Here is a 16,292-nt window from a genome sequence, read left to right on the forward strand (position 1 = left end):
GGGAATGTCGGATGTTCCCGGCCCGCGAGTAGGATTGGCACTCGGATCACCGGAGTGCCAAGCAGGCGGGAGGCGGACATGCAGGAAGAGCGCAGACTGGCCGTGCTCCGCGCGATCGTCGAGGACTACGTCGCCACCGAGGAGCCCGTCGGCTCCAAGGCACTGGTCGAGCGGCACGGCCTCGGGGTCTCGCCGGCCACGGTCCGCAACGACATGGCCGCGCTGGAGGACGAGGGCTACATCGCCCAGCCCCACACCAGTGCCGGGAGGGTGCCCACCGACAAGGGCTACCGCCTGTTCGTGGACCGCCTCACCACGGTGAAGCCGATGAGCGCCGCGGAGCGACGGGCCGTGTCCACCTTCCTCGACGGCGCCGTCGACCTCGACGACGTCGTCCAGCGCTCGGTGCGGGTGCTCTCGCAGCTGACCCGTCAGGTCGCGGTCGTGCAGTACCCCACGCTGTCGCGCTCGACCGTGCGCCACGTGGAGCTGGTCGCCCTCGCCCCCCGCCGGCTGCTGGCGGTCCTGATCCTCAGCACCGGCCGCGTCGAGCAGCGTCTCGTCGAGCTCGGCGCCGACCTCAGCGACGAGGCGCTCGCCGACCTGCGCACGCGGGTCAACTCGGTCGCGTCGGGCGAGATCATCTCCGCCGCCGTCACGGCGCTGCGCGAGCTGGCCGCCGAGCCCCCCACGGCCGACCTGGCGGCGTACGTCGGTCCGGTCGTGGAGGCCCTCGCGGAGGCCATGAGCGACCACCGCCTGGACGAGCGCATCGCGGTCGGCGGTGCCGCCAACCTCGCGCGCTACGGCGACAGCTTCGACTCCGCCGTCCGCCCGCTGCTCGAGGCGCTCGAGGAGCACGTCGTGCTGCTCAAGCTGCTGGGCGAGGCCACGGCCGGCGGCATGGTCACGGTCCGCATCGGCGCGGAGGGCCCCTACGAGCAGCTCTCCTCCACCAGCGTCGTCGCCACGGGCTACGGCCCCACCGACGACGCCCTCGCCACCCTCGGGGTGGTCGGTCCGACCCGCATGGACTACCCCGGCACGATGACCGCGGTCCGCGCGGTCGCCCGTTACGTCTCCCGCATCCTCGACGAGGACTGAGCGGCGCCCCCGCGCGCCCCCGCCCCCCGAACCAGACAAGGAACCCGACGTTGAGCAAGGACCTGTACGAGCTTCTCGGCGTCGCCCGCGACGCGGACGACGACGCCATCAAGAAGGCCTACCGGCGCCTGGCACGGCAGTACCACCCGGACGTCAACCCCGACCCCGACACCCAGGACCACTTCAAGGAGATCTCGCTGGCCTACGAGGTGCTGTCGGACTCCCAGAAGCGCGCCGCCTACGACCGGGGCGGCGACCCCTTCGGCGGCGGCCAGGCGGGCTTCGGCCAGGGCGCCGGCTTCTCCTTCACCGACATCATGGACGCCTTCTTCGGCGGCCAGCCCGGCGCCGGCGGCCAGGGCGGCGGCCGCGGGCCGCGCTCACGGGTGCGTCGCGGCCAGGACGCGCTGATCCGCCTCGAGATCACGCTGGCCGAGGCCGCCTTCGGCGTGGCGCGCGAGCTCAAGGTCGACACCGCGGTGCTGTGCGACGCCTGCCACGGCGAGGGTGCGGCTCCCGGCTCCCACCCGGTGACCTGCGAGACCTGCCGCGGCGCCGGCGAGGTGGCCCACGTGCAGCGCTCGTTCCTCGGCGAGATCCGCACCCTGCGCCCGTGCGCGGCGTGCCGCGGCTTCGGCTCGATCATCTCCGACCCGTGCCGTTCCTGCTCCGGCGACGGCCGGGTCCGCTCGCGGCGCAGCCTGACCGTCAAGATCCCCGCCGGCGTCGACACCGGCACCCGCGTCCAGCTCACCGAGCAGGGCGAGGTCGGTCCCGGCGGCGGGCCCGCCGGTGACCTCTACGTCGAGATCCACGTGGCCGAGCACGCCACCTTCACCCGCCACGGCAACGACCTGCACTGCACGGTCTCGGTGCCGATGACCGCCGCCGCGCTCGGTACCTCGCTCACCCTGCCGACCCTCGAGGCCGACATCGAGCAGGGCGCCGACTCGGGTGTCGAGACGTCCTTCGAGCTCGAGATCGGCTCGGGCACGCAGTCGGGCACGCAGCAGGTGCTGCGCGCCCGCGGTGTTCCCGGCCTGCGCGGCGGCCGCGGCGACCTGGTCGTCACGGTCCTGGTCGAGACCCCGCAGCGGCTCGACGCCCGTCAGGAGGAGCTGCTGCGCGAGCTGGCGGCCATCCGCCACGAGGAGTCACCGACCGGACAGGTCCCGGCCGGGACGCAGCGCTCGGTCTTCGGTCGCCTGCGCGACGCGTTCAACCACTGACATGTCGCTGCCCGTCCACCTGGTCCCGACGCTGGACGGGGTCTCGGTCGGCGCGACCGTCACCGTCGAGGGTGACGAGGCGCACCACGCCGTCGCCGTGCGCCGTACCCGGGTGGGGGAGCGGGTCGTCCTGACCGACGGGCGGGGCCGCTCGGTCACCGGCAGCGTCGCGGCCACCGGCAAGCGGCTCCTGTCCGTGGTGGCCGAGGCGGTCGACGACCTGCCGGCGCCGACCCCCTCGCTGGTCGTGGTGCAGGCACTGCCCAAGGGCGACCGCGGTGAGCTTGCGGTCGAGGTCCTCACCGAGGTGGGCGTCGACGCCGTCGTGCCCTGGGCCGCCGGGCGCAGCGTGGCGGTCTGGAAGGGCGAGCGCGCCACCAAGTCCCTCGCCCGGTGGCGGGCCACGGCCCGCGAGGCCGCCAAGCAGTCGCGCCGCTCCTGGCACCCCTCGGTCGCGGACCTGGCCTCCACCGCCGACGTGGTGGGCCTGGTCGCGGCCGCCGACCTCGCGGTCGTGCTGCACGAGGACGCCGGGGCGCCGCTGGCCGCCGTCGAGGTGCCGCCCTCCGGCACGGTGCTGGTCGTCGTCGGACCCGAGGGCGGGCTCACCGACGAGGAGGTGGCCGCGTTCGTCGACGCCGGCGCCGTCAGCGTCCGCCTCGGCGCCGAGGTCCTCCGCACCTCCACCGCCGGCGTCGTCGCCTGCGCCGCGCTGCTCTCGCGCACCGCGCGCTGGGGTCCCTGAGCAGCGTCGCGTCAGCGCGCGAGCAGCGCCTCGACGCGGGCGGTCTCCTCGTCCAGCTCGGCCCGCTCGGACCGGGTGAGCGGTCGGAGCGTCTCGACGACCCGCACCCGGCCGTCCTCGACGCACCAGATCCCCTCGAGCATGCCGTCGACGAACAGCGTGTGACCGGTGCCGCCGTTGACGCCCGACCACGAGGCGCGCTTGGCCGGGTCGGTCACCCGGTCGCGGGCGGCGTGGGACAGCCAGAGGTTGTCGTAGCAGCCCAGGAGCCGCACCGGCGCCGGCGCGTCCTCGTCGGCGAGGTCCCCGTCGGCGACGTCGAGGAGCACCCGCCCCTCCTCGTCCTCGTGACGGACCAGGTCGTCCATCCCGGCCAGGACCGGTCCGAGCCGCGTGACGCCCGACCAAGTGGTGACGTCGGCGGCCGTGGCCGGTCCGAACGCGCGGAGGTAGCGGCGCACGAGCTCCTCCACGTCCGGCTCGACGAGCGGACGCCCCAGCCACCGGTCGACGTACTGGTAGACCACGCCGCCCGAGCCCTTCCAGGTGCCGCGGGGCGGGAGCTGGGCCAGTGGGGCGACGACGCGCGCCAGCTGCCCCAGGGCGGCGGGCGGCACGTCGGGGAAGGACTCCGCGAGCGCCGCGCTCAGCGCCTTCTGGCTCAGCGCCCCCTCCGCCAGTACGGCGGACAGTGCGGCGCCGAACGCGGCGCGGTCGACCCCCAGGGCGGGCCGGGTGTTCTGGCTGGAGCGCAGCTCCTGCTCCTGACGGCTCTGGGTCCACGACCGCAGCATCAGCGCGTCGTCGGCCACCAGCAGGTGGATCGTGCCGCGCAGGCACAGCAGCCTGACGAGCGACCGGTCCTCGAGGCCGCGGGAGACCGAGTGCGGGTCGAGGTCGACCAGCCGGGCGGCGAGGCCGAGGTAGGGCGGCAGGTTCTCCTGCGCCTGCAGGCCCACGAGGTGGTGGCACAGCTCGGCCGGCGTCAGGTCGACGCGCTCCAGCAGGTGCTGGCGGCGCAGCAGGGTGCGGTTGAGCCGCCGCCTCGTCAGCCTCACGGGACCAGCGTCACGGGAGGACCTACGTGACCGTGAAGGTCTTCGTGTCGACCATCGGGCCGGGGCCCTCCTCGCCGGAGGGGTCGCCGGTGCTGGCCTCGAAGACGTACTCGCCGGGCGCCAGGCCCGAGACGTCGACCTCGCTCTCCCAGGGGTAGAGCTTGTCCATCCAGCCGTCCGCGGTCGCGAAGCCCTCGAGCACGACCTCCTCGCCCTGCCGGACCTGCCAGGGGACGGTGGCCTCGAAGGCGCTGGCCACCCCGCTCGCGGTGAAGGTGCCGCTCACGGTGGCGCCCTCCTCGGGTGCGGTGACGTTGACCAGGGCGAGGACGTCGATCTCGCCGGCCCGCTTCAGCCCGGCCGCGGTATCGATGCCGAAGAGCGTGGTGGGGGCGCCGTCGAGCTCGACGGTGACCGGGTCCTTGGCCTGCTGCACTCCCTGGAGGGTGTAGACGAGCTGCTGGGCCGCCAGCTTCGCGGCCGGCTTGCCCATCCCCTCCGGCGCGGTGGTGTAGGTGTCGTCGGCGAGCTCGACGACGAAGCCCGACCCGGCGTCGTAGGAGACCGAGGCGAAGCCGCCGGCGCTGAAGAGCGTCCCGTAGTCGGCGTCGTTCGCGTCGCCCGCGGCCATCAGCGCGGCCGCCTCGGCCAGGGGGTTGTCGCCCTCGACCTTGCGGAACTCGCGGTAGAGCCGCTTGCCCAGGGGGCTGTCTCCGACGAAGTAGACCGGCACCGTCACCTGCTCGCCGGAGCCGTCCCCGGCATCGCTCGGCTCGGGCGACGGCTCGGGCGACGGGGTGCCCTCGGAGCTCTGACCGCCCGAGCCCTCGGGGTCGTCGGCGACCGGGGCGGGGTCCTCGCCGCAGCCGGCCAGGACGACGCTGCCGACCAGGCCGGCGAGCGCGAGGGCGAGGTGACGGCTCCGAGGTGTGCTCATGGGCCCATCCTCCCGGGGGCGAGCGGCTATTGCACGGTGATCGGGCGCGTGTCGGTCGGCAGGGGGCCTCGCGGTTCGCCTGCCCCCGGGCAGCGAACCGTGCGAGCATGGGAGAGCCGAGCCTGGGAGAGGGGAGCGGGTCGTGGACGACTGCCTGTTCTGCAAGATCGTGGCGGGGGAGATCCCCGCCGACATCGTGCACGCCACCGAGCGGACCGTCGCCTTCCGCGACATCAACGCCCAGGCGCCGACGCACGTGCTCGTCGTCCCGCGCGACCACTACGCCGACGCCGCCGAGCTGGCCACCGCCGACCCGGCAGCCTCCGCCGAGCTGGTGCTCACCGCCGCGGCCGTCGCGACGGCCGAGGGGCACGACGACTACCGGCTGGTGTTCAACACCGGCGCCGGCGCCGGCCAGAGCGTCTTCCACGCCCACCTCCACGTGCTGGCCGGGCGCGACCTTACCTGGCCGCCGGGATGAGCCGGCGGCGTACGACGCTGCTCGCGGGCGCCCTGCTGGCCGTCGTGCTGAGCGCCTGCTCGGGCACCGACGACGCCGGACCGGAGGCGGCCACCGAGCCCGCGGCCGGCGCCGCGAGCACCGGCTCCGAGACGCCCGGGGCCAGCGAGACCGCGAAGCCGCCCCCCGCGCACCACCCGGACGTGGCGCCCGCGAGGCTGAAGCCGCTGCGGCGCGGCGAGAAGCGCATCACGATGACGATGCCGGAGACCTACACGCCCTCCGCGCCCACGGGGACCGGCACCGACGACTACCGGTGCTTCCTGCTCGACCCGCACCTCGCGCGCGACAGCTTCCTCACGGGCATCAACGTCGTGCCCGGAAACCCCGACGTGGTGCACCACGTGATCCTGTTCCGGGTCCCGCCGGAGCAGGTGGCGGCAGCCGAGCAGAAGGACGACGACACGAAGGGGCAGGGCTGGACCTGCTTCGGCGGCAGCGGCCTCGACGGGGAGTTCACCAACCCCGACGACGCGCCCTGGCTGGGCGCCTGGGCACCCGGCGGCGAGGAGACCACGGTCAAGGCCGGCTACGGCGTCGACCTGCCGCGCGGGTCGCGGGTCGTGATGCAGGTGCACTACAACCTGCTCGCGGGGGCCAGCCCCGACATGAGCTCCACCCAGGTCCGCGTCACCCGGCGCGACCCGGGCACCACGCCGCTGCACACGTTCCTCATGCCCGCACCCGTCGAGATGCCCTGCCGCGCCGGTCGCGACGCCTCACCGCTGTGCGACCGCGACGCCGCCCTCGCCGACGCCCGCGACCGCTTCGGCTCCGCGGGCGGTGCGCTGGCGCAGGGCCTGCACTTCCTGTGCGGCAGCGACGTCGTCGCCTCGGGCACGACGCAGTGCACCCGCACGCTGGGTCGCGGCATGACCATCCACGGCGTCGCCGGGCACATGCACCTGCTCGGGCGCCGCATCACGATCGAGACCAACCCCGGCACCCCCGCGGCCCGCACCGTGCTCGACGTACGGCCGTGGAACTTCGACGACCAGGGCTCCCGGGCGATCGAGCCGGTCCACGTCGACGCGTTCGACACCGTCAAGGTCACGTGCCGCCACGCCCAGTGGCTGCGCGACAGGCTGCCCGCCTTCGAGACCCAGCGCGAGGACCGCTACGTCCTGTGGGGCGAGGGCACCACCGACGAGATGTGCCTCGGGATGCTGCAGGTCGCGTTCGACGCTCAGTGACGTCGTAGCGCGGGCGTTTCCCCAAGGTATGCAGGGGAGCTGTCACTTCCCGGGGGTTGTACACCGAGGGAAGTGACACTTCCGGTGCATACCTTGGGGAAACGTCACCCCGCGGCTCACACGTCGATCATGAGCCGCACGTCGACCACGTCACCGAGCGCGATGCCCTCGGCCCGACGCACGGCGTCCTTGAGCGGGACGACGTAGCCGCCGTCCTTGGGCCACAGCGAGGTCGTCCAGTCGGTGGCTCCGATGCGTACGGAGACCGGGATCATGCCCCAGCCGTAGGTCACGGCCGCCGCGGCGAGCGCGATCTCCTCGCACTCGTCCTCCGGCACGCTCACGAAGTGGTACGGCGCCGGGCCGCGCCACTCCCAGACCTCGCCGCCGAACTCCAGCTGCACCGCGCGGCCCTCAGCCCGGGAACACCGCGTCGATGAACCGCAGCAGGGCGAAGAGCACGGGGAGGCCGAAGACCACCAGCAGCACCCAGGCGGTGATCCGGTGTCGGCGCAAGCTGGGATCGAGCTTGCCCGCGAAGTCGAGCAGCGCCCCCTCAGGGACGTGGTGGGTGAGCCCCGTGGCGCGGGCGTGCGGTGGCAGGTGGCCGCCCGGGAACCAGACCGGTGGGGAGTCGTCGTCCCCGTCCCAGTCCTCGTCGTACTCGTCGGCCTCCCGCATGGCTCCACGGTACGGGGCACAACCCGGTGGGCCGCTGCGGCGCGCTCCCGTAGCATGGAGGTGGCTCCGTACCCGACCGAAAGGCCGCCCGCCCAGGGCACCCATGACTGACAGCAGCACCGACCGGACCCCCGCGGGGGACACCCGCCAGACCCGGCACACCGTGGTCGTCCCCAACAGCATCAACATGGTCAGCCTGCTCGGCCCCGGCGACGAGCACCTCGCGCTGATCGAGCGCTCCTTCGGCGCGGACGTCCACGTGCGCGGCAACCGCATCACGCTCAACGGCGACCCCGGCGAGGTGGCGCTCGCCGAGCGGCTGCTCGACGAGCTGGTGACGATCATCCGCACCGGCCAGGGCGTGACGGGCGAGACCGTCGAGCGCGTGCTGGCGATGCTGCGCGCCGAGACCACCGAGCGCCCCGCCGACGTGCTGAGCCTCAACATCCTGAGCAACCGCGGCCGCTCGATCCGACCCAAGACGCTCAACCAGAAGCGCTACGTCGACGCCATCGACAAGCACACGATCACGTTCGGCATCGGCCCCGCCGGCACGGGCAAGACCTACCTCGCGATGGCCAAGGCCGTGCAGGCGCTGCAGTCCAAGAACGTCAACCGGATCATCCTCACGCGCCCGGCCGTCGAGGCCGGCGAGAACCTCGGCTACCTGCCGGGCACGCTCAGCGAGAAGATCGACCCCTACCTGCGTCCGCTCTACGACGCCCTGCACGACATGGTCGACCCCGAGACGATCCCCAAGCTGCTCGCCGCCGGCACCATCGAGGTGGCGCCGCTGGCGTTCATGCGCGGGCGCACCCTCAACGACTCCTTCATCATCCTCGACGAGGCGCAGAACACCACGCCCGAGCAGATGAAGATGTTCCTGACGCGGCTGGGCTTCGGCTCCAAGATCGTGGTCACGGGCGACGTCACGCAGACCGACCTCCCCAACGGCATGAAGTCCGGCCTGCGCGTCATCCAGGGGATCCTCGACGACGTCGACGACATCTCGTTCAACACGCTCAACAGCCAGGACGTCGTACGCCACCGGCTGGTCGGCAAGATCGTCGCGGCCTACGACGAGTTCGACGCCGAGCGCAACGCCCAGGCAGGCCCGCGATGACGATCGAGGTCCTCAACGAGTCGGGCTTGCCGCTCGACGTCAAGCACCTCGCGGGGCTCGCGCGGTTCGTCATGGACGAGATGCGCGTGCACCCGCTCGCCGAGCTGTGCATCAAGGCCGTCGACGAGGACACGATCGCCGAGCTCAACGCTCACTGGATGGGCAAGGAGGGGCCGACCGACGTGCTGGCCTTCCCGATGGACGAGCTGCGACCCGGCCTGGTGACCGAGGAGCCCGAGGAGGGCGTGCTCGGTGACCTGATGCTCTGCCCGGCGATCGCCGAGCGGCAGGGCGCGGAGGCCGGCCACGGCACCGACGCCGAGATCGAGCTGCTCACGACCCACGGCATCCTGCACCTGCTCGGCTACGACCACGCCGAGCCGGAGGAGCACGCCGAGATGTTCGGCCTCCAGGACACGCTGCTCGCCGCGTGGCGCACCCAGCTGCGGCCGGGTCCCACCCCGGTCGAGCCATGACCTCCGGCGATCTCTGGCTGCTGGTCACAGCAGCCGCCCTGGTCCTCCTCGCCGGCGTCTTCACGGCCGCCGACGCCGCCCTGGCGTCGTTCTCCAAGGCGCGAGCCACCGAGCTGGTCGCCGAGGGACGCCCGGGCGCGCGTGCCCTGGTCTCGATCCTCGAGGACGCCCCGCGCTACCTCAACACCGCGCTCCTCCTGCGCCTGCTCTGCGAGATCTCCGCCATCGTCCTAGTGACGCTGCAGATCGACGAGCTCGTCGACGGGTCGTGGCTGGCCAGCGTGCTGACGGCGATCGGCGTGATGCTGCTCGTGTCGTTCGTGGTGATCGGCGTCGCCCCGCGCACCCTCGGGCGCCAGCACTCCGAGACCGTCGCGCTGCTCTCGGCCGCTCCGCTGGCGCTCTTCACGACCGTCCTCGGCCCGCTGCCGCGGATCCTGATCATGGTCGGCAACGCGATCACCCCGGGGCGCGGCTTCCGCGAGGGCCCGTTCTCCAGCGAGACCGAGCTCCGCGAGATGGTCGACATGGCCGAGGCGTCGGCGCTCATCGAGTCCGACGAGCGCCGCATGATCCACTCGGTGTTCGAGCTCGGCGACACCTCGGTGCGCGAGGTCATGGTGCCGCGCAACGACGTCGTCTACATCGAGCACTTCAAGAACCTGCGCCAGACCCTGTCGCTGTTCCTGCGCAGCGGCTACTCCCGGGTGCCGGTCATCGGGGAGAACCTCGACGACATCCGCGGCTTCGCCTACCTCAAGGACATCGTCCGCCGCGACTTCGAGGCGCCCGAGGTGGAGTTCACCCAGCGCATCGAGGAGGTCATGCGCCCGGTGCACTGGGTGCCCGAGTCCAAGCCGGTCGACGCGCTCCTGCGCGAGATGCAGGCCCGCCGCCAGCACATCGCGGTCGTCGTCGACGAGTACGGCGGCACGGCCGGCCTGATCACCATCGAGGACCTCCTCGAGGAGATCGTCGGCGAGATCACCGACGAGTACGACGACGACGAGATCCAGGTCGAGACCCTGCCCGAGGGGGTGGTGCGGGTGTCCTCGCGCTACCCGGTCGACGACCTCGACGAGCTCTTCGGCTTCGACGTCGAGGAGGAGGACGTCGACAGCGTCGGCGGCCTCATGGCCAAGCACCTCGGGCGGGTCCCGATCCCCGGCTCCACGGTCGAGGCCCACGGCCTGCGCTTCGTGGCCGAGGACGCGGCGGGCCGTCGCAACAAGATCGGCACGGTGCTCATCCACCGGGTCGAGGCCGAGACGACCGACCACGACAAGACCGCACCCACCCTGGAGACCGCCAGTGAGTGACCTGACCGCCGAGGACGCCAAGCTCGTGACGCTGGCCCGCGCCACCCGCGCCCGCACGCGCGCCGCCGAGGGCGCCGCCGTCCGCGACTCCGACGGCCGGACCTACGCCGCCGCGACCGTCGCCCTGCCCTCGCTGGCGGTCTCGGCGCTCCAGGTGTGCGTGGCCATGGCCGTCGCCGCGGGCTCGCAGGGCCTCGAGGCGGCCGTCGTCTTAGGCGAGGCCGACGAGGTGGCCGCTGCCGACCTCGCCGCGCTGCGCGAGTTCGGCGGCCCCGGCGTCGTCGTCCACCGTGGCGACCCCCGCGGCACGGTCGCCGCGACGTCGACGACCTGATGCGGCCGCCCGCGCGATCCTTCCGGGCCGGCGGACCAGGAGCAATCGAGCGGGGGCGGAAGGGAACCGGGGCGCGGCGCGTTGCAGGAGGCGAGACGCGACACAGCCGAAACCGGATCGGAGTAACGTGCAGCCAGTGAGTTCGCGAGCCCCCTGGGAGCAGCACGAGCGCGCGGTGAGACGGCTCGTGGAGTCTGCCGCTGCCATCCCTCCGGGTCAGCCGGTCCGGCTGGCCAAACGCACGTCCAACCTCTTCCGTGCCCGCCAGGCCACGGTGACCCCGGGCCTCGACGTGTCCGGCCTCACCGGGGTGCTCGAGGTCGACCCCGAGACGCGCACGGCGCAGGTGCAGGGCATGTGCACCTACGAGGACCTGGTCGATGCGACCCTGCCGCACGGCCTGATCCCGTACGTCGTCCCGCAGCTGCGCACCATCACGCTGGGCGGGGCGGTCACCGGCCTCGGCATCGAGTCGACCAGCTTCCGCAACGGTCTGCCGCACGAGTCGGTGCTGGACATGGACGTGCTCACCGGCGCCGGCGAGATCGTCACCTGCCGGCCGGGCGACGAGCTCTTCGACGCCTTCCCCAACTCCTACGGCTCCCTGGGCTACGCCACGCGGCTGCGCATCGAGCTCGAGCCGGTGCCGACGTACGTCGCGCTGCGCCACGTGCGCTTCGACGACGCGGCGCTGCTCGCCAAGACGGTGGCCGAGATCGTCGACACCGGGGAGCACGCCGGAGAGCGGGTCGACGGCCTCGACGGCACGGCGTTCGAGCCGGGCGAGCTCTACCTCACCCTCGCGCGCTGGACCGACTCCGCGGAGGGCGGCACCCCCAGCGACTACACCGGCCAGCAGATCTACTTCCGCTCCGTACAGGAGCGCGACACCGACCTGCTGACGATGTACGACTACCTCTGGCGGTGGGACACCGACTGGTTCTGGTGCTCGGGCGCCTTCGGGGCTCAGCACCCGCTGGTGCGACGCGTGTGGCCGGCGCGGCTGCGGCGCTCCGACGTCTACCACCGCCTGCTGGGCCTCGACCGCCGCTTCTCCATCGCCGACCGCCTCGACCGCCGTGCCGGCCGGCCCATGCGCGAGCGGGTCATCCAGGACGTCGAGGTGCCCGTCGACCGGCTCCCGGAGTTCCTGGAGTGGTTCGACGCCGAGGTGGGCATGCGGCCGGTGTGGCTGTGCCCGCTCGTCGCCAAGCGGCCGTGGAGCACCTACCCCCTCGAGCCGGGGGAGACCTACGTCAACGTCGGATTCTGGGGCACCGTCCACGTCGGTGACGACGCGCCCGAGGGGCCGCTCAACCGCGCGATCGAGGCGAAGGTGCACGACCTCGGCGGCCACAAGTCCCTCTACAGCGAGGCGTTCTACGACGCCGAGACGTTCGATCGGCTCTACGACGGCCCCCACCTCGCCGAGGTGAAGCGCCGCTACGACCCGGACGACAGACTGACCACACTCTTCGACAAGGCAGTGAGGAAACGATGACGACCATCAGGATCGCGGACGCGATTGCGGACCTGCTGCGTGACGGCATGCCCGTCCGGTTCACGGCGTACGACGGCAGCGCCACCGGCCCGGAGGACTCGCCGATGCGCCTCGAGCTCACCAACCAGCGCGGGCTCGCCTACCTGCTGACGGCGCCGGGCGACCTGGGCCTGGCCCGCGCCTACGTCGCCGGCGACCTGGTCGTGCACGGCGTGCACCCCGGCAACCCCTACGAGCTGATGTCCCTGCTCAAGGACCACACCAAGTTCCGCAAGGTCACCCCCGGCGAGATCCTGACGCTGGTGCGCGGGCTGGGCATCTCCAACCTCAAGCCGCCGCCCCCGCCGCCGCAGGAGCACCTGCCCCGCTGGCGCCGGGCGATGGAGGGCCTGCGCCACTCGATGGGCCGCGACGCCGAGGCGATCTCGCACCACTACGACGTCTCCAACGCCTTCTACCGGCTGGTCCTAGGCCCCTCGATGGCCTACACCTGCGCGGTCTACCCCCACGCCGACGCCACCCTCGAGGAGGCGCAGGCCGAGAAGTTCGACCTGGTCGCCCGCAAGCTCGACCTCAAGCCCGGTCAGCGGCTGCTCGACGTGGGCTGCGGCTGGGGCGGCATGGTCCGCCACGCCGCCAAGGAGTACGGCGTCAAGGCGCTCGGCGTCACGCTCTCGCAGCAGCAGGCCGACTGGGGCAAGGAGGCGATCGACCGCGACGGGCTCGGCGACCTCGCCGAGGTGCGCCACCTCGACTACCGCGACGTGATGGAGGGCGGCTTCGACGCCGTCAGCTCGATCGGCCTCACCGAGCACATCGGCGTGCGCAACTACCCGTCGTACTTCCGCTTCCTGCACGACCGCCTCAAGCCGGAGGGTCGGCTGCTCAACCACTCGATCACCCGCCACCACAACCGCCGCGAGGAGACGGGGGCGTTCATCGACCGCTACGTCTTCCCCGACGGGGAGCTGATCGGCTCCGGCACGATCATCAAGGAGGCGCAGGACGTCGGCCTCGAGGTCATGCACTCGGAGAACCTCCGCATGCACTACGCGATGACCCTGCGCGACTGGAACCGCAACCTGGTCGACAACTGGGACGCCTGCGTGGAGGAGGTCGGGATCGGGACGGCCCGGGTCTGGGGCCTCTACATCGCCAGCTCGCGCCTGGGCTTCGAGTGGAACGAGATCCAGCTGCACCAGGTGCTGGGGGTCCGCGTCGCCGACGGCGGCGGCAACGGATTCCCGCTCCGACCCACATGGTGACTAGCCTGCACGGGTGAGCACGAGGGCCAGGACGTACGACGCGCAGGTGCTGCGGCGTACCCCGCTCTCGGACCACCTCGTGCGGCTGGTCCTCGGCGGCCCCGGGCTGGGCGACTTCGTGTCGACCGGCATCCCCGACGAGTGGGTCGGTCTGGTGGTGCCCGGGCAGTTCCAGAGCCGCTACTACACGGTGCGGTCCTGGGCCGACGGTGAGCTGACGCTCGACGTCGTCCTGCACACGACCGGCCTCGTCACGGAGTGGGCGGCCGGCGAGTGCGTGGGGGAGACGGTGACGATCACCGAGCCCAAGGGCAGCTTCGCGCTGCCTGGGGACGCCTCCTGGCTGATCCTCGTCGGCGACCTGACCGCGATGCCGGCGGTGGCGCGCATCCTGGAGTCCTGCCCGGTGCCCGCCGACGTGTGGGCCGAGGTGCCCGACGACCTGGGCGACTACCTGCCCGCCTCCGCGTCGGTCCACTGGCTCGACGCCCCCCACGACGGGGAGAGCCGGCTGGCCAGCGTCGTCGAGAGCATCACCTGGCCCGAGGGCGAGGGCTACTTCTGGATGGCGGGGGAGTCCGCGCAGATGCGCGCCATCCGCAAGCACCTGATGCGCGAGCGGCGGATGCCGGCGACCGCCTACGACGTCATGGGCTACTGGCGCGGCGTCGCCGCCCGGCAGCCGCGCTCGGTCGACCCCGGTCCGATTTGGCGTGCCGGCAAGGCCGCAGGCAAGAGCGACGACGAGATCTGGGCCGACTACGACAGGGCGAGCGATGGCTGACACGCAGGACACTCCGGACCAGCAGGCCGAGCACAAGAGCGGCTTCGTGTCCTTCGTCGGTCGGCCCAACGCCGGCAAGTCGACGCTGACCAACGCTCTGGTGGGCACGAAGGTGGTGATCACCAGCTCCAAGCCGCAGACCACGCGCACCGTCGTGCGCGGGATCGTGCACCGCCCCGACGCGCAGCTGATCCTCGTGGACACCCCCGGTCTGCACCGACCGCGGACGCTGCTGGGCGAGCGCCTCAACGACCTCGTCAAGACCACGCTGGGCGAGGTCGACGTCGTCGCCGTGTGCCTGCCGGCCAACGAGAAGATCGGGCCCGGCGACCGCTTCATCGTGCGCGAGATGGCCAAGATCAAGCGCACGATCAAGGTCGCCATCGCCACGAAGACCGACCTCGCCGACGCCGAGCGCATCGGCGAGCACCTCCTGGACATCCAGAAGCTCGGCGCTGAGACCGGCGTCGAGTGGGCCGAGATCGTCCCGGTCTCCGCCCAGGCCGGCGACCAGGTCGGGCTCCTGGCCGACCTCCTCGTCGGGCTGCTCCCGGCCGGTCCGCAGCTCTACCCGGACGGCGACCTCAGCGACGCCCCCGAGGAGGCCATCGTCGCCGAGCTGATCCGCGAGGCCGCCCTCGAGGGCGTGCGCGACGAGCTCCCGCACTCCATCGCCGTCGTCGTCGAGGAGATGGGCCTGCGCGAGGGGCGTGACGCCGACCGGCCGTTGCTGGACATCCACGCCAACCTCTACGTCGAGCGCGACTCCCAGAAGGGGATCATGATCGGCCACAAGGGTGCTCGCCTGCGCGACGTCGGCAAGGCCGCCCGGCTCCAGATCGAGGCGCTCTTCGGGACGCCGGTCTACCTCGACCTCCACATCAAGATCGCCAAGGACTGGCAGCGCGACCCGCGCCAGCTGCGCAAGCTCGGCTTCTGACGAGCGGTGTCATGAGCCGACGGGGGAACGGGTACCTGACCCCGACCGTCGAACCGTGACTTTCTGTGGGAGCTGGTCGAGATGGAACCCATTCCGGAGACCGTGAAGGCGACCGAGGAGCTCGGGCCCTTCGTGGCCGAGGGCGAGCTGCTGGAAGCCATGACCACCTTGAGCCGCGAGGTGGAGCGGTTCTCGTCGCGCTGCGTGGGGATGAGCATCTCCTCGCGCGAGTACGGCGTCACGTTCACGTTCGTCGCCTCGGCCCTCCAGGTGGACTTCCTCGACGTGGTCCAGTCCCTCGACGATGGCCCGTGCGTGGAGCCGACTGAGCGCGGCGTGCAGGCGGCCTACACCGTCCAGGACGCGACCGACGAGGAGTCGTGGGCGCTCTTCGCGCGTGCGGCCGCGGCAACCGGCATCGCCTCGACCCTGACCCTGCCGCTCATCAAGGACGGCGTCATCCAGGGCTCGGTCAACCTCTACGGCGCGACGTCGGACGCCTTCGACGGCAGGCACGAGGAGCTGGCCACGCTGTTCGAGACGTCCGCCGACCGGATCGTCACCAACGCCGACCTCTCCTTCTCCAGCCGCATCGTGGCCGAGGAGGCCCCGCGCATCCTCGAGGCCGAGTCCGTGCTGGACCGCTCGGCGTCCGTCGTGGCCGACCTGCAGCACGTCGATGCCACCACCGCCCGCGACCGGATCCGCACCGCCGCCCGGCGAGCCGGCATCAGCCCGGACCAGCTGGCGGAGGCGCTGGTCAGTCTCGGGGGGACGTGACCGGCTGACCCGGGCCGCCGTAGGTCGGCACCGACCACGTCGCATCCCAGGGATCGCCGCATCGGGTGATGGATCCGGACGTTCAGGTCCCGTCTCGGAACCACCGCCGGTGGTCGAGCAGCGAGCGCCAGCGAGCGCACGTCGAGACCCCTGCACCTCTGGTCGCCTCCTCGGGGAACTCGGCTGTTGGCTCGCACGCCGCTGGTGGTTGCGGTCCTTGGCAGCTACGGGGACGGGGCGGGCGGTGGGTTGCGCGCCTCTGCCGGCCGCCGGGTCGGATCGGTTTCGAGACGGTTGCTGCGC

The 16,292-nt window shown here is 72.3% G+C and carries 18 protein-coding genes; 14 read left to right on the forward strand and 4 right to left on the reverse strand.

All coding sequences use genetic code 11. From position 1 onward, the window contains the following. Positions 1-78 precede the first annotated feature (78 nt). The 3 genes from hrcA to E4622_RS19650 are packed head-to-tail and all read left to right on the forward strand — an operon-like array spanning position 79 to position 3,078. Positions 79-1,104, forward strand: coding sequence for a heat-inducible transcriptional repressor HrcA (gene hrcA / locus E4622_RS19640; RefSeq protein ID WP_134741865.1), 1,026 nt, complete (start codon positions 79-81; stop codon positions 1,102-1,104). A gap of 50 nt (positions 1,105-1,154) precedes the next feature. Continuing rightward, the gene (gene dnaJ / locus E4622_RS19645; protein WP_134741867.1) at positions 1,155-2,333 is read left to right on the forward strand and encodes a molecular chaperone DnaJ; all 1,179 of its coding nucleotides are present in this window, start codon (positions 1,155-1,157) and stop codon (positions 2,331-2,333) included. A gap of 1 nt (position 2,334) precedes the next feature. Continuing rightward, the gene (locus E4622_RS19650; RefSeq protein ID WP_134741868.1) at positions 2,335-3,078 is read left to right on the forward strand and encodes a 16S rRNA (uracil(1498)-N(3))-methyltransferase; all 744 of its coding nucleotides are present in this window, start codon (positions 2,335-2,337) and stop codon (positions 3,076-3,078) included. A gap of 11 nt (positions 3,079-3,089) precedes the next feature. Here the strand turns inward: E4622_RS19650 and E4622_RS19655 are convergent, their stop codons facing one another. Both E4622_RS19655 and E4622_RS19660 read right to left on the reverse strand, forming a co-directional pair. Next, positions 3,090-4,136 carry a winged helix DNA-binding domain-containing protein gene (locus E4622_RS19655; RefSeq protein ID WP_134741870.1) on the reverse strand — a complete coding sequence of 349 codons (1,047 nt, stop codon included), beginning with the start codon at positions 4,134-4,136 and terminating at the stop codon, positions 3,090-3,092. A 22-nt stretch (positions 4,137-4,158) separates the two neighbouring features. Next, a complete protein-coding gene (locus E4622_RS19660; protein ID WP_134741872.1) occupies positions 4,159-5,073 on the reverse strand; it encodes a Gmad2 immunoglobulin-like domain-containing protein in 915 nt (304 codons plus the stop codon). A 142-nt stretch (positions 5,074-5,215) separates the two neighbouring features. On the opposite strand from E4622_RS19660, the gene E4622_RS19665 reads away from it, so the two are divergent. Together E4622_RS19665 and E4622_RS19670 are read left to right on the forward strand one after the other, a co-directional pair. Further along, positions 5,216-5,554: an HIT domain-containing protein gene (locus tag E4622_RS19665; RefSeq protein ID WP_134741873.1), complete on the forward strand. Its 339-nt coding sequence runs from the start codon at positions 5,216-5,218 to the stop codon at positions 5,552-5,554. Continuing rightward, a complete protein-coding gene (locus E4622_RS19670) occupies positions 5,551-6,786 on the forward strand; it encodes a hypothetical protein (RefSeq protein WP_134741876.1) in 1,236 nt (411 codons plus the stop codon). Before E4622_RS19665 ends, E4622_RS19670 begins: the two co-directional genes overlap by 4 nt. A gap of 116 nt (positions 6,787-6,902) precedes the next feature. Here E4622_RS19670 and E4622_RS19675 read toward each other — a convergent pair whose 3' ends face one another. Continuing rightward, positions 6,903-7,190, reverse strand: a complete 288-nt coding sequence (locus E4622_RS19675) for a DUF1905 domain-containing protein (RefSeq protein ID WP_134741878.1) — start codon at positions 7,188-7,190, stop codon at positions 6,903-6,905. 10 nt (positions 7,191-7,200) lie between these two features. Beyond that, positions 7,201-7,467 (reverse strand): hypothetical protein, encoded by a 267-nt coding sequence (locus tag E4622_RS19680; RefSeq protein ID WP_134741879.1) that lies wholly within the window; start codon positions 7,465-7,467, stop codon positions 7,201-7,203. Between the two features lie 103 nt (positions 7,468-7,570). On the opposite strand from E4622_RS19680, the gene E4622_RS19685 reads away from it, so the two are divergent. The 9 genes from E4622_RS19685 to E4622_RS19725 all read left to right on the forward strand — a co-directional run bounded on the left by E4622_RS19685 (position 7,571) and on the right by E4622_RS19725 (position 15,989). Further along, positions 7,571-8,590 (forward strand): PhoH family protein, encoded by a 1,020-nt coding sequence (locus E4622_RS19685; RefSeq protein WP_134741881.1) that lies wholly within the window; start codon positions 7,571-7,573, stop codon positions 8,588-8,590. Then, positions 8,587-9,066, forward strand: a complete 480-nt coding sequence (gene ybeY, locus E4622_RS19690; protein ID WP_134741883.1) for an rRNA maturation RNase YbeY — start codon at positions 8,587-8,589, stop codon at positions 9,064-9,066. Before E4622_RS19685 ends, ybeY begins: the two co-directional genes overlap by 4 nt. Further along, the gene (locus tag E4622_RS19695; RefSeq protein ID WP_134741885.1) at positions 9,063-10,385 is read left to right on the forward strand and encodes a hemolysin family protein; all 1,323 of its coding nucleotides are present in this window, start codon (positions 9,063-9,065) and stop codon (positions 10,383-10,385) included. Before ybeY ends, E4622_RS19695 begins: the two co-directional genes overlap by 4 nt. Next, positions 10,378-10,719 carry a cytidine deaminase gene (locus E4622_RS19700; RefSeq protein ID WP_134741887.1) on the forward strand — a complete coding sequence of 114 codons (342 nt, stop codon included), beginning with the start codon at positions 10,378-10,380 and terminating at the stop codon, positions 10,717-10,719. The genes E4622_RS19695 and E4622_RS19700 overlap by 8 nt, the downstream gene beginning before the upstream one ends. Positions 10,720-10,855: 136 nt before the next feature. Further along, complete coding sequence (locus E4622_RS19705; RefSeq protein ID WP_348537013.1) at positions 10,856-12,220, forward strand: FAD-binding oxidoreductase; 1,365 nt, start codon at positions 10,856-10,858, stop codon at positions 12,218-12,220. Beyond that, a complete protein-coding gene (locus E4622_RS19710; RefSeq protein WP_134741891.1) occupies positions 12,217-13,485 on the forward strand; it encodes a class I SAM-dependent methyltransferase in 1,269 nt (422 codons plus the stop codon). The genes E4622_RS19705 and E4622_RS19710 overlap by 4 nt, the downstream gene beginning before the upstream one ends. Positions 13,486-13,498: 13 nt before the next feature. After that, positions 13,499-14,269, forward strand: coding sequence for a siderophore-interacting protein (locus E4622_RS19715; RefSeq protein ID WP_134741893.1), 771 nt, complete (start codon positions 13,499-13,501; stop codon positions 14,267-14,269). Then, positions 14,262-15,209: a GTPase Era gene (era, locus tag E4622_RS19720; RefSeq protein WP_134741894.1), complete on the forward strand. Its 948-nt coding sequence runs from the start codon at positions 14,262-14,264 to the stop codon at positions 15,207-15,209. Before E4622_RS19715 ends, era begins: the two co-directional genes overlap by 8 nt. 81 nt (positions 15,210-15,290) lie before the next feature. Next, entirely contained in the window at positions 15,291-15,989 is a 699-nt protein-coding gene (locus E4622_RS19725) for a GAF domain-containing protein (RefSeq protein WP_134741896.1), read from the forward strand. Positions 15,990-16,292: the final 303 nt, after the last annotated feature.

The organism is Nocardioides sp. 503 (assembly GCF_004522095.1).
Classification (GTDB): Bacteria; Actinomycetota; Actinomycetes; order Propionibacteriales; family Nocardioidaceae; genus Nocardioides.

Bases quoted from the DNA above. Each gene is read 5' to 3' on its own strand.
- E4622_RS19710 (WP_134741891.1), top strand. From the start codon at position 12,217: ATGACGACCATCAGGATCGCGGACGCGATTGCGGACCTGCTGCGTGAC.
- E4622_RS19670 (WP_134741876.1), top strand. From the start codon at position 5,551: ATGAGCCGGCGGCGTACGACGCTGCTCGCGGGCGCCCTGCTGGCCGTC.
- E4622_RS19650 (WP_134741868.1), top strand. From the start codon at position 2,335: ATGTCGCTGCCCGTCCACCTGGTCCCGACGCTGGACGGGGTCTCGGTC.
- E4622_RS19680 (WP_134741879.1), bottom strand. From the start codon at position 7,467: ATGCGGGAGGCCGACGAGTACGACGAGGACTGGGACGGGGACGACGAC.
- E4622_RS19660 (WP_134741872.1), bottom strand. From the start codon at position 5,073: ATGAGCACACCTCGGAGCCGTCACCTCGCCCTCGCGCTCGCCGGCCTG.
- E4622_RS19695 (WP_134741885.1), top strand. From the start codon at position 9,063: ATGACCTCCGGCGATCTCTGGCTGCTGGTCACAGCAGCCGCCCTGGTC.
- E4622_RS19685 (WP_134741881.1), top strand. From the start codon at position 7,571: ATGACTGACAGCAGCACCGACCGGACCCCCGCGGGGGACACCCGCCAG.
- era (WP_134741894.1), top strand. From the start codon at position 14,262: ATGGCTGACACGCAGGACACTCCGGACCAGCAGGCCGAGCACAAGAGC.
- E4622_RS19725 (WP_134741896.1), top strand. From the start codon at position 15,291: ATGGAACCCATTCCGGAGACCGTGAAGGCGACCGAGGAGCTCGGGCCC.
- ybeY (WP_134741883.1), top strand. From the start codon at position 8,587: ATGACGATCGAGGTCCTCAACGAGTCGGGCTTGCCGCTCGACGTCAAG.
- hrcA (WP_134741865.1), top strand. From the start codon at position 79: ATGCAGGAAGAGCGCAGACTGGCCGTGCTCCGCGCGATCGTCGAGGAC.